Annotated in this window: 10 protein-coding genes; 4 read left to right on the forward strand and 6 right to left on the reverse strand. The window is 65.2% G+C overall.

The features are described 5' to 3' along the window. Positions 1-33 precede the first annotated feature (33 nt). Both metE and J2S45_RS08210 read left to right on the forward strand, forming a co-directional pair. Entirely contained in the window at positions 34-2,313 is a 2,280-nt protein-coding gene (gene metE / locus J2S45_RS08205; RefSeq protein ID WP_307635081.1) for a 5-methyltetrahydropteroyltriglutamate--homocysteine S-methyltransferase, read from the forward strand. 65 nt (positions 2,314-2,378) lie between these two features. After that, the gene (locus J2S45_RS08210; protein ID WP_307635082.1) at positions 2,379-3,113 is read left to right on the forward strand and encodes a cyclase family protein; all 735 of its coding nucleotides are present in this window, start codon (positions 2,379-2,381) and stop codon (positions 3,111-3,113) included. Positions 3,114-3,209: 96 nt separating this feature from the next. On the opposite strand, the gene J2S45_RS08215 is transcribed toward J2S45_RS08210, so the two are convergent. The 3 genes from J2S45_RS08215 to J2S45_RS08225 form a co-directional block, all read right to left on the reverse strand. Then, the gene (locus tag J2S45_RS08215; RefSeq protein ID WP_270975831.1) at positions 3,210-4,118 is read right to left on the reverse strand and encodes a sugar ABC transporter permease; all 909 of its coding nucleotides are present in this window, start codon (positions 4,116-4,118) and stop codon (positions 3,210-3,212) included. After that, the gene (locus tag J2S45_RS08220) at positions 4,119-5,723 is read right to left on the reverse strand and encodes an ABC transporter permease subunit (RefSeq protein WP_270975832.1); all 1,605 of its coding nucleotides are present in this window, start codon (positions 5,721-5,723) and stop codon (positions 4,119-4,121) included. It abuts the gene before it with no gap. Between the two features lie 80 nt (positions 5,724-5,803). After that, positions 5,804-7,051, reverse strand: coding sequence for a sugar ABC transporter substrate-binding protein (locus J2S45_RS08225; protein WP_307635083.1), 1,248 nt, complete (start codon positions 7,049-7,051; stop codon positions 5,804-5,806). Between the two features lie 276 nt (positions 7,052-7,327). Between J2S45_RS08225 and J2S45_RS08230 the strand changes: the two genes are divergently transcribed. Both J2S45_RS08230 and J2S45_RS08235 read left to right on the forward strand, forming a co-directional pair. Beyond that, on the forward strand, positions 7,328-8,332 hold the full coding sequence (locus J2S45_RS08230; RefSeq protein ID WP_307635084.1) for a LacI family DNA-binding transcriptional regulator: 1,005 nt from the start codon (positions 7,328-7,330) through the stop codon (positions 8,330-8,332). Positions 8,333-8,364: 32 nt separating this feature from the next. Continuing rightward, positions 8,365-10,020: a glycoside hydrolase family 13 protein gene (locus J2S45_RS08235; RefSeq protein ID WP_307635085.1), complete on the forward strand. Its 1,656-nt coding sequence runs from the start codon at positions 8,365-8,367 to the stop codon at positions 10,018-10,020. A gap of 20 nt (positions 10,021-10,040) precedes the next feature. On the opposite strand, the gene J2S45_RS08240 is transcribed toward J2S45_RS08235, so the two are convergent. The 3 genes from J2S45_RS08240 to J2S45_RS08250 are packed head-to-tail and all read right to left on the reverse strand — an operon-like array spanning position 10,041 to position 13,038. Then, the gene (locus J2S45_RS08240) at positions 10,041-10,949 is read right to left on the reverse strand and encodes a tetratricopeptide repeat protein (RefSeq protein WP_296929527.1); all 909 of its coding nucleotides are present in this window, start codon (positions 10,947-10,949) and stop codon (positions 10,041-10,043) included. Between the two features lie 9 nt (positions 10,950-10,958). Next, a complete protein-coding gene (locus J2S45_RS08245; protein ID WP_307635086.1) occupies positions 10,959-11,984 on the reverse strand; it encodes a hypothetical protein in 1,026 nt (341 codons plus the stop codon). After that, positions 11,977-13,038 carry a hypothetical protein gene (locus J2S45_RS08250; RefSeq protein WP_307635087.1) on the reverse strand — a complete coding sequence of 354 codons (1,062 nt, stop codon included), beginning with the start codon at positions 13,036-13,038 and terminating at the stop codon, positions 11,977-11,979. Before J2S45_RS08250 ends, J2S45_RS08245 begins: the two co-directional genes overlap by 8 nt. Between the last annotated feature and the right edge of the window lie 8 nt (positions 13,039-13,046).

Below are 13,046 nucleotides of genomic sequence, written 5' to 3' on the forward strand. Positions count from 1 at the left end.
CAACCACACCTCAACACAGTGAAGGATCTTTCCATGACTCTGCCCTCGACCATTCTCGGCTATCCCCGCATCGGCGCTCACCGCGAGCTTAAGCGCGCCCTCGAATCCTACTGGGCTTCTCGGACCACCCAGGAGGAGTTCCTTGAGGCAACCCGCCAGCTGCGTCTTGCCAACTACGCCCGGCTCACCGAGCTGGGCCTGACCGATCCGGGTGCGATCCCCGACTCGCACACCTACTACGACCAGGTGTTGGATGCCGCCTTCCTCACCGGAATCATCCCCGGTCGCTTCGCCGACCTCGACGGCCTCGACGCCTACTTCGCCGCCGCCCGCGGGGACGCCACCCACCCGGCCAACGAAATGACGAAGTGGTTCGACACGAACTACCACTACATCGTCCCCGAGATCGACTCGACCACCGACGTCGCCTACACCGACCGCCAGATCGTCGAGCGCTTCACCGAGGCAGCCGAGGCGGGCTACACGGTGCGCCCCGTCGTCGTCGGCCCGGTCACGCTACTTGCTCTCGCGAAGGGCACCGAGAGCGAACCGGGATTCGACCCGCTCACCCGCATCGACGACGTCGCACTCGCGTACGCCGCGCTCCTAGCCGATCTTCACGACGCCGGGGCGCCGTGGGTTCAGCTCGACGAGCCGGCGCTTGCCACCGATAACCTGCCCGCCGACCGGACCCGCCTCACGAAGCTCGCCGCCACCGTCTACGGCCAGCTTGCCAAGCTCGAGGCCCGCCCACGCATCCTCCTTGCCGTCCCCTACGGCGACTCCTCGGCCGCGTTCCAGACCCTGGTGGGCACGGGTGTGGAGGCGATCGGCGTGGACCTCGACCGCGGCACCCTGCCCGATGGCGCGAAGGCTGAGGGCGTGACGATCGCGGCCGGCGTCGTGGACGGGCGCAATATCTGGCGCACGAACCTTCGCCAGGCCGGGGACAAGCTCGAGCGGGCGCGGGCCACGGGCGCGACGGTGGTTGCCAGCACGACGACATCGCTCCAGCACGTCCCGCACACCCTCGAAGGTGAGGCGTGGGAGGAGCCACTCAACACGAATCTGCACAACTGGCTCGCGTTTGCCGACGAGAAGGTCACGGAGATCGTCACCCTCGGCCGTGGCCTTCGCGAGGGCTGGGACGCCATCGCGGATGAGATCGCCGCCTCCACCGCCGCGCTCGATCAGCGCGCCGGCGCCGAGGGCGTGACGGTCTCCAGCGTCCGTGAGCGGACGTCCGCCTTGCGTCCAGAGGATCGACGCCGAGGGGATGCCGCCCTGCGCCGCGCCCTCCAGCGTGCTCGCCTCGACCTGCCCCTCCTGCCAACGACGACGATCGGCTCCTTCCCCCAGCGCAGCGAGCTACGCGTGGCACGAGCCAAGCGGCGTTCGGGAGAGCTGGACGAAGCCGGCTACCGGGAGGTGCTAAGGAACGAGATCAAGCATGTCGTCGAGTTGCAAGAAGAGATCGGGCTGGACGTCCTCGTCCACGGCGAAGCCGAGCGCAACGACATGGTTCAGTACTTCGCCGAGCTGCTGGAGGGATTCGCCGTCACCCACAACGGCTGGGTGCAGTCCTACGGCTCGCGTTGCACGCGCCCGTCGATCCTGTGGGGAGATGTCTACCGTACCCAGTCGCTGGGCGGAGAATGGATCGAATACGCCCAGTCGCTCACCAGCAAACCTGTCAAGGGCATGCTCACCGGACCGGTGACCATCATCGCATGGTCCTTCCCGCGCCGCGACATCCCGCTGCGCGAGGTAGCCGACCAGATCGCCCTCGCGCTACGCGACGAGGTGGCCGACCTGGAAGCCAAGGGCATCACGATCATCCAAGTCGATGAGCCGGCGTTGCGCGAGCTCCTGCCGCTTGACGCGGACGAGCACGAGGATTACCTCGCCTGGTCGGTCGGCGCCTTCCGACTCGCCACCTCGGGCGTGCGGGAGGACACCCAGATCCACACGCACCTGTGCTACTCCGAGTTCAACCAGATCATCGGCGCGATCGCCGGTCTCGACGCCGACGTCACCTCCGTGGAAGCCGCGCGCTCGCGCATGGAGCTACTCGAGTCGGTCGAGGGCGCCTTCACCAATGACATCGGGCCGGGAGTGTGGGACATTCACTCCCCGCGGGTGCCGCAGACCGCCGAGCTGGTCGACCTCATCCGCGCCGCGCTGGAGAACGTCGCCCCCGACCACCTGTGGGTCAACCCAGACTGCGGGCTCAAGACCCGCGCCTACGCCGAGACCGAGCAGACGCTGCGCAACCTGGTGGCGGCCGCTACGCAGGTGCGCGAGCAGCTCTAGCGCCCGGCGCCCGGCCACCAACCTCATGAGCTCACCTCACTATCAATAGATTGGCAGGAACCCCCATGTCTTTATGGAACCTCAAGCTGACCCGCGTGGATCTCACGCACGAACTCGACGAGAACTCCCCCTACTGGGGTGGCATGCCCGACGGCGCGATCGAACTCAACACCACCATCCTTGACTTCGATTCGCCCTACAATCTGCGCATCCAGCGCCAGACCTTCCCCGGCCAGTTCGGCACTCACATCGACTTTCCCGGTCACTTCCACCAAGGCGGCGCACTTGCCCGCGACTTCGGGGTGGACCAGGCGGTGCTGCCGCTCGTCGTCGTCGACAAGCACGAGGAAGTGGCGAAGAACCCGGACTTTGCGCTGACGGCGGCGGACATCGAGGCTCACGAGGCCGAGTACGGGCCCATCCCGGCCGGTAGTTTCGTGGCCTTCCGCTCCGACTGGCACAAGCGCTGGCCCAACGGCGCTGCGCTTTGCAATGCCGACGACGACGGCGCGCTTCACTCGCCAGGATGGTCAAAGGAGGCGGTCAGCGCACTCGCCGAGCGAAAGGTGATCGGCATCGGGCACGAGACTCTCGACACTGATCCGGCCCTCGCCTGTGCGGCGGCCGGGGATCTGGCCGTGGAGCGGCACGTGCTCGGGCTCGGACTGTTCCAGCTCGAGCTGCTGGCCAACCTCGACCAGGTTCCGGTGCGCGGGGCGCTCATTTCCATCGGCTGGCCGAAGATTGCAGAGGCGAACGGTCTGCCGGTGCGCGCCTGGGCCACGTTTGAGTCCCAGTAGCGCCGGGCCGCCCCTGACCCCGTCCCACCGCACATAACAAGCTCGGCCCCGCGCGAGAGCGCGGGGCCGAGCCGGGATAAGGCGAGGAAAGAATCCTTAGCCCTTGACAGCGCCTCCGGTCAGGCCGGAAACGATGTACTTCTGCAGGAAGAGGAACAGCAGCAGGATCGGCAGGGCCGAGATGATCGAACCTGCGGTGAACCACTCCCAGTGCTTGTCGTTGCCGCCAACCCACAGGTTCATGCCCACGGCCAACGTCCAGTTCTCCTGGCTGGTGAGGATGGTCCTCGACAGGATGAAATCGTTGAACGCGGAGATGAAGGACAGCAGGCCGACCACCGCGAGGATCGGGATGACAAGCGGCATGATGATCGTCCAGTAGACCTGGGAGTGAGACGCGCCGTCGATCTTCGCCGCCTCATCGAGCTCCATCGGGATCGAATTGAAGAAGCCGTACATGAGGAAGGTGTTCGCTCCCAGCGCCCCACCCCAGTAGACGGCGATCAGCGCGATCTTCGAGTCGATTCCCAGCCACGGGATGATGTCACCCAGGGTGGTCAACAGCAGGAAGATGGCCACGAAGGTCAGCAACTGCGGGAACATCTGGATGATCATGAGCGACATGAGCGTGACCTTGCGGCCCTTGAAGCGGTAACGCGAGAACGCGTAGGCCGCCGCAGCGCCCATGAGCACGGTACCCACCGACGTCGCCACGCCGATGATCAACGTGTTCTTCAGCCAGGTCCAGAACATGGTGTCGGACAGCTCGGTGATGTTCTCAAACGAGACATCGGAGAAGAGCGAGTTCGCTCCCGTGAGGGTGGTGGAGATATTCGGGTTCAGCGCCGCTGAGACGATGTAGACGATCGGGAAAGCCGCATAGATCACCGCGATCATGCCCACCACGTGCCGGAACCCGAGCTCACGGAACCACCGGCCGAAGCTCATCTTATTTTGTGCCACCTCAAGCTGACCCGCCTGAGGCTGTGCCAAAGTGTCAGTCATCTACTTCAGTCCTTCCAGCGAGTTCGACTTCTTGAACGAGTACAGCGACACGCTTCCAACGATCAGGAAGATCACCAGCGACATGGCCGCGGCCAGGCCGTAGTTCGGCAGCGCCTCGCCCGTCAGGCCCGCAATCTTGTAGACCATGGAGATGAGGATATCCGTGTGTCCAACCGGCACCGACGCGTCCGACATCGACGGACCTCCCCCATTCAACATGTAGATCAGGTTGAAGTTGTTGAAGTTGAACGCGAAGGATGAGATGAGCAGCGGCGTCAAGGCAATCATCAGCTGTGGGAAGGTCACGTTGCGCCACACCTGGTAGGTGTTCGCGCCGTCAATCTTCGCCGCCTCCACGAGGTCACCGGGGATAGACTGCAGCGCGCCCGTGACGATGAGGAACATGTAGGGGAAGCCCATCCACAGGTTCACGAGGATCACGGAGACCTTCGCCATCGTCGGGTCGGTCAGCCACGGGATCGCCGTGCCCAGCATCTCGTTGAAGAAGCCGTACTTGGCGTTCATGAGGCCCGCGAAGAGGAACGCCGTCATGAAGGACGGGAAAGCGTAGGGAAGTAGCATGATCGTGCGGTAGATCTTGCGTCCCTTCATCCGCTCGTCATTCATCACGATCGCCAGGATCATGCCGAGCACAAAGGTGGTCAGCACGGAGAAAAACGCGAACAGGACGTTCCAGATGAGGACCTTGACGAAGGGCTGGGCGTAACGCCCGTCCGAGAAGCCCTTGACGAAATTGTCAAAGCCAACCCCGACGCGCCAGCCCACGTTCAGCGTGGAGCCGTCCTCCGCCTCGAAGAAGCCCGTCTCCCCGTTGGCCTTGTAGGTCTGCCCCGTCTCGGTGTTCGTCATCGTGTCGCTCGCCTCGTCGTAGCGCAGCGTGGAGGTGAACTGGAAGGCGGTCGAGCCGGTCTGGGTGCCGATCGTGCCGTCCTCCGGGTTGTCCGTCAACGGCACGCGCAACTCGATGACCTCCTGCTGGCGCTCGGCCAGGCTCGAGACCGGGATGATATCCCAGCCGTCGACGGCGGTGATGGTGTTGCCCTCCGTCTTGCCCGAGGCCTTCTTCAGCGGGGTGTCGGCGGTGCCGACCAACAGATCGCCGTCGTCGATGACGGCGAATCCAAGCTCGCCGCCCTTTTCGACGATAGCGAGCGGGTACTGTGGCGAACCCTCCACCCGCTTGAAGGCGTTCTGCAAAATGAGGGCGTCGATGGCCTGGTCCTTGGAAAGGGTGTGCTGGTGGCCATAGTTGGTGAATGCGATGTAGCCGGTGTAGACGATCGTGAACGCCTGGAAGATCAACAGGAACACCAGGCCGGGCGCGAGGTACTTCAGGGCAAGTGTGCGCTTGGAGAAGTACACCCAGTCAACGGCCAGGAGCACCATGAGCATGAGGGTGGCAACCACCCACGAACCCAGCGTGTACGCGGTGAAAACAATATAGATGCCGAGGGCATTAACCAATGCCATGAGAACAAGCTTGGTGATGAAGCCAACCGACCAGTTGGTCGCGTGCGAGTCCCGCTTTCGGAGCTCCTCGCGGCGCTGCTTCCTACCCTTGTTCGCCTCGGACTGAACTGTCATCGAAGACAAAGTTACTCCTTCGGTCCTAGGACAAGTGCCGGCCCGTCAGCGACGACTGGCCGGCACTTCTCCATCGATGGCTACTTATTCATCTCTGCCTTGATGTCAGTAATCATCTTGTCCCACACACCCGCGGGATCGGCGTCGCCGGCGATGATCTGCGACTCGGTCTTGCCCCAGAAGCCCCACACGGCGCCCATCTCGGGCAGCGACGGCATCGGGAGAGCCTCCTTGCCCGCGGCGGCGAAGCCAGCCATGAGCGGATCGGTGGTCGCGTCGTTAGCGGAGGCGGTCAGAGCGGGCAGGCGCTGGCCGATCTCGTAGAGCTTGTCCTGGACTTGCTTCGAACCGACGTAGTTGACGAGGAAGTCGGTGGCGAGCAGCTGGTTGGCCGAGCCGGCGTTGATGAAACCACCCTGGACGCCCAGGAACGGGGAGGCCGGGTTGTCGCCGGTGGCCGGGATCGGATCGACGGCGATGTTCATGCCCTTGAAGTCCGCGATCATCCACGGGCCACCGAGGATGTAGGGGGACTTTCCGGACTTGAAGGCGTCAACCGCGATGTCATAGGTGATGTTGGTGTCGAGCACGCCGGTGCCCTTCTCGCCGTTGTCGGAGAGCCACTGGGCGAAGGCCTTGCCCTTGTCGCCGCCGAGGTTGAGCTCGGAGGTGTAGTTGTTCTGGCCGTCGAGCGCGAAGACCGGGCCGGAGAAGGATGCCTCGAAGGGGTACATCGTGTACGGGTCGCCGTCGGCACCCACCTGCATGATGAACGGGTACTCGGTGCCGGCTCCCTTACCCTTGGCGATCATTTCGTCGAAGGTGGCCGGGGTGGAATCCACAAGGTCGGCGTTGCGGAAGATGGCGAGGTTCTCCACGGCGTAGGGCACGCCGTAGGTGGCGCCCTGGTAGGTGAAGGCGTCGACGGCCAGCTTGTTGAAGTCGCCAGCCTTGTCGCCGAGTTCGACCGGGGCCACGAGGCCGTTGGTGACAAACTCGCCGAGCCAGTCATGGGCACCGAAGACGATGTCCGGGCCCTTGCCTGCCGCTGCCTGCGAGGCGAACTCCGAACGCATCTGGTCGTTCTCCTTGACGACGAGCTCGACCTCGTTGCCGGTGTCTGCCTTGTAGTTATCGGCTGCGATCTTGAAGGCCGGCTCGCGGTTGGCGTCGGTCCAAATCGTCAGCTTGCCGCCGCCGGCGGGTGCCTTGGTGGTGGTCTGGGTTCCAGCGGAGGTGGTCTCCGAGCCGGACGAGTTGTTATCTGAACAGGCGGCCAGTGTCAGCGCTAGGCCGGCGCTCGCGATAAGCGCAATGCTCCTTCGCATTTTCTCTCCTCTTTAAGTGTTGCGATGCGGTGAAACGAACCAGAACGGTGAGCTTCATTGCTCGCTTCCTTCCGCGTGTCTTTGATCATACGTCCCGGAAAGATCTTTGCAAGGGTTTACAGTCATCATGCAAGAATCGCGGGGGCGTGAAGACGCAAAAACCGCGCATTTCCGCAGTTTACCCACTTCCGGGGGCAGCGATTTATGCAAGTATCAAGCAAGATTTTTGAAAAGACGCTAGGCTCTCTATGAGATCAACGACGACTTGGAGATACCGTGGCACGTAAGATTCGTCTTTCCGACATCGCTGCACAGGCAGGGGTGTCCACCGCAACAGTCTCCCGCGTCCTCAACGGCAAGGATTCCGTGGCCAGCGAGACGCGGCAGGCCGTCATCGCCGCCCTCGATCTGCTCGGCTACGAACGCCCCGAGATGCTACGCAAACGCAACGGCGGCCAGATCGGCATTATCGTCCCCGAGTTGACCAACCCCGTCTTCCCACTGTTCACCCAGCAGATCGCCAACCTCATGACGCTCCAGGGTTACACTCCCCTGCTCGGGACTCAGATGGCCGGCGGGGCCACCGAGGATTCCTACGTCGATGCCATGATTAGCCAGCAGGTCTCCGGCTTCGCCTTCATCTCCGGCCTGCACGCCGATTCCACCGCGAACACCGCCCGCTACGAACGCATTAGCGACCTGGGCATTCCCTTCATCACGATCAACGGCGCCAACCCGGCCCTGACCAACCCGGACTTCTCCGCCGACGACACCTCGGCCGTCCGCCAGTCGATCCGCCACCTCATCACGCTCGGTCACACGAAGATCGGCTTGGCCTCCGGACCGATCCGCTTTTTCCCCTCACGGGACAAGACCGAGTCCTACCTCGAGACGATGCGCGAGCTACTACCCTACGAAAAGCCGCGCGTCATCCACACCCTGTACACCGTCTCGGGCGGCCAGTTCGCCGCCTCCCAGCTGATCGGCACGGGATGCACCGCGATCATCTGTGGCTCGGACCTCATGGCGCTCGGCGTGGTCCGCTACTGCCGCTCGATCGGGCTTCAGGTGCCGCAAGACGTATCGGTGGTCGGCTACGACGACACGCCGTTCGCCAGCTTCACCGACCCACCGCTGACCACGCTGCGCCAGCCGATCAAGACGATGACGGAGGCCGCCGTCTCCACGCTCTTGTCGATGATCGGGGGCACCCCGGCCAACGTGGGCAAGATGAAGTTCGAACCCGAGCTCATCGTCCGAGAATCCACGAGCCGACACTAAGACAACCCGCCAACACACCTTTAAGGACACCCATGCCCCTTCACGCTCAAAGCGCCCCCGGCCAGTGGTGGCGCGAGGCCGTCATCTACCAGATCTACCCTCGCTCCTTCGCCTCCTCGGACGGGGCGATCGGCGACCTGCGCGCAATCATCTCGAAGCTGGACTATCTCAAGGACCTCGGCGCCGACGCCGTCTGGATCAGCCCCTTCTACGTCTCCCCGCAAAAGGACGCCGGCTATGACGTCGCCGACTACCGCAGGGTCGATCCTATGTTCGGCACGAACGACGACGCCGAGGCGCTCATCGACGCCGCCCACGAGCGCGGGTTGAGAATCATCGTGGACATGGTCCCCAACCACACCTCCGACCAGCACGCCTGGTTCCAGGCGGCGCTCGCTAACCCCTCCGGCCCCGAGCGGGAGCTGTACTGGTTCCGCGACGGCGATGAGATCCCCAACGACTGGGGCTCGGTGTTCGGCAAGGCGGCATGGACGCGGGTGTGCGAGCGGGCCGACGCGCCCGGCTCCCCCTGGGCCAATGACCGGCAGTGGTACCTGCACCTGTTCGATTCCAGCCAGCCCGACCTCAACTGGGACAACCCGGCCGTGCGCGCCGAATTCCGCGACATCCTGCGCTTCTGGCTCGACCGCGGTGTTGACGGCTTCCGCATCGATGTCGCCCACGGGCTCGTCAAAGACCGCGAGCTACCCAACTGGGACTACGAGGTGGCGATGGTCTCCGGGATCGGCGACGCCCCGCGGCCCCCACACTGGAACCGCCCCGGCGTCCATGACATCTACCGCGAGTGGCGAAGCGTGCTCGACGAGTACGGTCCGGACCGCGCGCTCGTCGCTGAGGCATGGGTCGATGAGCTAACCGACCTGGCCAACTACGTCCGCCCCGACGAGATGAGCCAGGCTTTCAACTTCGACTTCCTGTGCGCGCCCTACGACGTCGACTCCTACCGTTGCGTCATCGCCGACTCCCTGTCCGCCATGGACTCGGTCGGAGCGCCCACCACCTGGGTGCTCTCCAATCACGACGTCGTGCGCGCGGCCTCTCGCATGGGCCTGCCCGTCACGGGCAAGGGCCCGAACGGGATCCGCCCCACCGACACCCAACCGGACGCCGAGCTAGGCTTCAACCGCGCGCTCGCGGCGCACGTGCTCCAGGCCGCGTTGCCCGGCTCGTGCTACATCTACCAGGGCGAGGAGCTCGGGCTTCCCGAACACATGGCGCTCGACGACGCCGTGCGTGAGGACCCCGCCTTCTTCCGCACGGAGGGAGCGGAGGCCGGACGCGACGGCTGTCGCATACCCATGCCGTGGCAGGCCGACGCCCCCGGCTTTGGCTTCTCGCCCAGCGGCCAGACGTGGTTACCCCAACCCGAACAGTACGGCCGGCTCGCCGCCGACGTCCAGGCGGCCGACCCGGCCTCCACCCTGTCGCTCTTCCGCACGCTACTGGCCGAGCGCAAGCGCCTCGGCATGGCCCGCGCCGAGCTGAGCGAACCCGAGGAGGGCCGCCACCTGCACTACGTCTCCCGCCTCGACGGGCGGGAGGATGTCCACGTGATCTGTACCTTCGACGAGTCGGCCCCGCTGCCGGCCGGCGCGAAGATCCTCGTCCAGTCCCGTCCGTTCGCCGGCGCCGTGCCACCAAACGCGGCGGTGTGGTACACGCTGTAGGCGGGCGCGGGCGCTCACGCCTAGAACAGCGCGTTGGTGAGCGCCTTGCGCGCCTGCGTCACCACCTGGGACGGGCCAAGGATGTCGAAGTAGGCCAGCAAGCGCTCGCGGGCGGCGTCGCGGTCCTGCCCGCTCGTTGCCCGCACCACCTCGATGAGTCGGGTGAAGGCGGCGTCGGGGCGATGGAGGGAGAACTCGACGTCGGCGGCTTTCAAATGCGCCGCGACGTCGGTGGCTGGCGCCGCGCCTGCCTCGCGCAGCACGGCCTCAACCTTCGACACGTCGCCGGAAAGATTCAGCTTCTCGATGCGCTGGAGTAGCTCGACCTGGTGCAGAGCTGTCTGCGCTTCGTCGTCGCCGGGGTTTTCCGCAAGCGCTTTGGTGTAGGCGGCGTGCGCGGCGGCGAGGTCACCCTTTTCGAGTGCCTCGCGACCCTCGCGGTGAAGCGGGGGAACCTCGGGCTCGGCGGGAGCCTGCGAGTTGTCGAGCACGCCGTTGATTCCGTACTGGGCGGCGGCTTCGACCAGTTTGTCGAGGGTCTGCTCCAGCTGGGCCTCCTCCGGCATCCCCTGGAACAGTGGGACAGGCTGGCCCTGGAGCAGAGCAGCGGCGGCCGGGACGGCCGACACGCCAAAGGACTGGGCCACCTCGGCGTGCTCGTCGACACTGACCTTCGCCAGCTGGATCCGGCCGGACTTTGCGGTGACGAGCCGCTCGAGAATCGACACGAGCGTCTCCGAGTTCTCCGAGTGCGTCGAATGAAAGACGACGACCACCGGCACCTGCGACGACGTCGTCACCGCGCCCTGCAAACCCTGCGCCGTCAGGTCGAAAACCCACGGGCCCCTGACGGGCTCTCCCGGTGCCTGCGGCTGCTCGGGTTTGTTGAACACGGACAGGTCAACGGCGCCGCCCAAAGACATCGACATAGTTACTCCTTACTCCTGATCCGGCTTCTCGTTCTGTGCCACGTTCTCCACGCTGATCAGCGTGGGTTCGGCGGATCCGATCACTCGCACGGTCCCATCGGCGCCGGCCGGCGGCACGTAGAAGGCCACCGTCGTCGAGTAGTTCGCCACGCCCTGGTAGTCGATTTCGAGTGTGGCGTTGTCCCCGGAGCCGCTGTGGAGCGCGCCGATCTGCCCACCGATGCGCAGCTTCGCGCCGTCGGCCGTTTTCGTGATGCGGATCGAATAGCGCATCTCCCCCACGATCACCAGGCCGCCGTTATCGGTGGAAACGCCGCGCAGGCCCGCCTCCCCCACGGAGAAGTCCGTGGCGGCAGTGCCCAGGTCGCCCAAGGATTGAACGAACGTGTCCTGCTGGTTGGCGATCTGCCGGAAGAGTGGATCCTCAGCCTCGAATGCGATCGACTGCTGGGTGCGAGTGCCGTTATAGGCCACATAGGCGGCCAGCACCTCGTTCGGGTCCACCGCATAGTCCGCGGCGTCGACGTTCGGGAAGCCCACGACGTCGTTCAGTTGCGAGACGATCGTGGGCGCATCCACACCGGGGAACAACGACACGTCGCCCCACAGGTAGTAGTTGCTGCGCGACGAGTCCTGGCTCCACACCGACAGCGACGTCAGATTCTTTCCGTCGCGCGGGGGAACCACCGTCATCATCGTGCGCGGGAAAGCCGTGCCCGAGGACACCGGTGTCGCGTTCGCGTCAACCAGCAACGGGTCGAGGCTATAGGAATCGCCCAGCAGCGACTCAAGCTTAAGCTGCGCCGTGCGGTAGGTCTTGGCCGGCCCGCCCACGCGCGAGCCGAGGTCGTCCGCGTTCAGGCTCGCATCCGCCGCGGCGACCCCTTCTTCGGCTGCCGCCGCAATCTGTGCATACCTCGCATCCGGCACCAGAACCTGCGCGGCATTCCCGCTCGTCGGGCTCGGGATCGCCGCCTCACTCGTACAGCCGCCCAGCAGCGTCAACACGGCCACCGCCGCCACCGCCTTACGCATCCTCGTCTCCCTTCTGGAACGGGGTACCCCAGCTGAAATTCCATAGCGAACGCCAGTCGCGCTCATCGGCAGAGGCGCCCTTAGTCTGGTCGGCACCGCCCTGCCCTTGTTCCTCGCTCCCAACGGGCGCCTGCTCGTCTTCGGCCGGCGCATCTGCAGGCTCGACGACGTCGTCGGTGCTCTCCTCAGGCTCCTCATCCGCCAACGGGAGCACGACGCGGTCGGCCTCGCTCAACTCTCGCTCGCGTAGCTCCTGGTTCGCCGCGGGAAGGATGCCGGCCCCGTACGCACCGCCGCTCGCCTCACTCGCGCACTGACGCGCGTCGGACCCAGCCGAACAGCCGCGCGTGCCGATCCTCGGCATGATGCTCGTCTCAGCCTCCGAACGTTCGCGGCGCTCGCGATAGGTGTTTTCCACGCTCCGGCGCGCCTGGCGAGCCTGGTGGTAGCTGAGCAGAAGCAGCACCCCGATGAGGAACGCCAGCACACCGATCGCGATGATCGGCACCGGGTTCGTGGTGGTCAAGGAGCGCTTCCACGTGAGCGTCAGGTCCGGAGCCTGTCCGGTCGACGTCGTCGCGATGAGGGACTGCTGGAAGCGCGTATCCGGGCTCAGATCGACCTCCGCACTGCCCTCCCCCGAACCGGATTCGAGCCACAGGTCAGAGCCGGTGATCGTGAAGCCACCCTCCCCGGCCGCAGCCTCATCAATCGCGGCGCGGGCTTCCTCAGTGCCGGCAACGGTCTCCGACGTCGCGGCCTGCCACGTCTGTAGGCCCGTCACCTCCGTAGCCGGCGCATCGCCGATGTAGGCCTGGGCGTCGAGCGTCGTCGCCAACGCCCACTGGACGGTGCCCTTGCCCTCAAGGGTCACGCTCACCGCGTCGTCAACCAGCGACAGAACGCCAGGCGCGGTGTAAATGAACTGCGACTCGCCACCCGGAACCGTCACCGACACGACGGCCGAATCCTCAGCCGTGGCCGCCCGGAAGACGCCGAAGCCAGCCACCGCCAAGCCCAGGATGACCAGAAGCAGGCCCCCAATCCGTTTCATACCAGTTC

It is taken from the genome of Trueperella abortisuis (genome assembly GCF_030811095.1).
Classification (GTDB): Bacteria; Actinomycetota; Actinomycetes; order Actinomycetales; family Actinomycetaceae; genus Trueperella; species Trueperella abortisuis.

Bases quoted from the DNA above. Each gene is read 5' to 3' on its own strand.
- J2S45_RS08245 (WP_307635086.1), bottom strand. From the start codon at position 11,984: ATGCGTAAGGCGGTGGCGGCGGTGGCCGTGTTGACGCTGCTGGGCGGC.
- J2S45_RS08215 (WP_270975831.1), bottom strand. From the start codon at position 4,118: ATGACTGACACTTTGGCACAGCCTCAGGCGGGTCAGCTTGAGGTGGCA.
- J2S45_RS08240 (WP_296929527.1), bottom strand. From the start codon at position 10,949: ATGTCGATGTCTTTGGGCGGCGCCGTTGACCTGTCCGTGTTCAACAAA.
- J2S45_RS08210 (WP_307635082.1), top strand. From the start codon at position 2,379: ATGTCTTTATGGAACCTCAAGCTGACCCGCGTGGATCTCACGCACGAA.
- J2S45_RS08220 (WP_270975832.1), bottom strand. From the start codon at position 5,723: ATGACAGTTCAGTCCGAGGCGAACAAGGGTAGGAAGCAGCGCCGCGAG.
- J2S45_RS08250 (WP_307635087.1), bottom strand. From the start codon at position 13,038: ATGAAACGGATTGGGGGCCTGCTTCTGGTCATCCTGGGCTTGGCGGTG.
- J2S45_RS08225 (WP_307635083.1), bottom strand. From the start codon at position 7,051: ATGCGAAGGAGCATTGCGCTTATCGCGAGCGCCGGCCTAGCGCTGACA.
- J2S45_RS08235 (WP_307635085.1), top strand. From the start codon at position 8,365: ATGCCCCTTCACGCTCAAAGCGCCCCCGGCCAGTGGTGGCGCGAGGCC.
- metE (WP_307635081.1), top strand. From the start codon at position 34: ATGACTCTGCCCTCGACCATTCTCGGCTATCCCCGCATCGGCGCTCAC.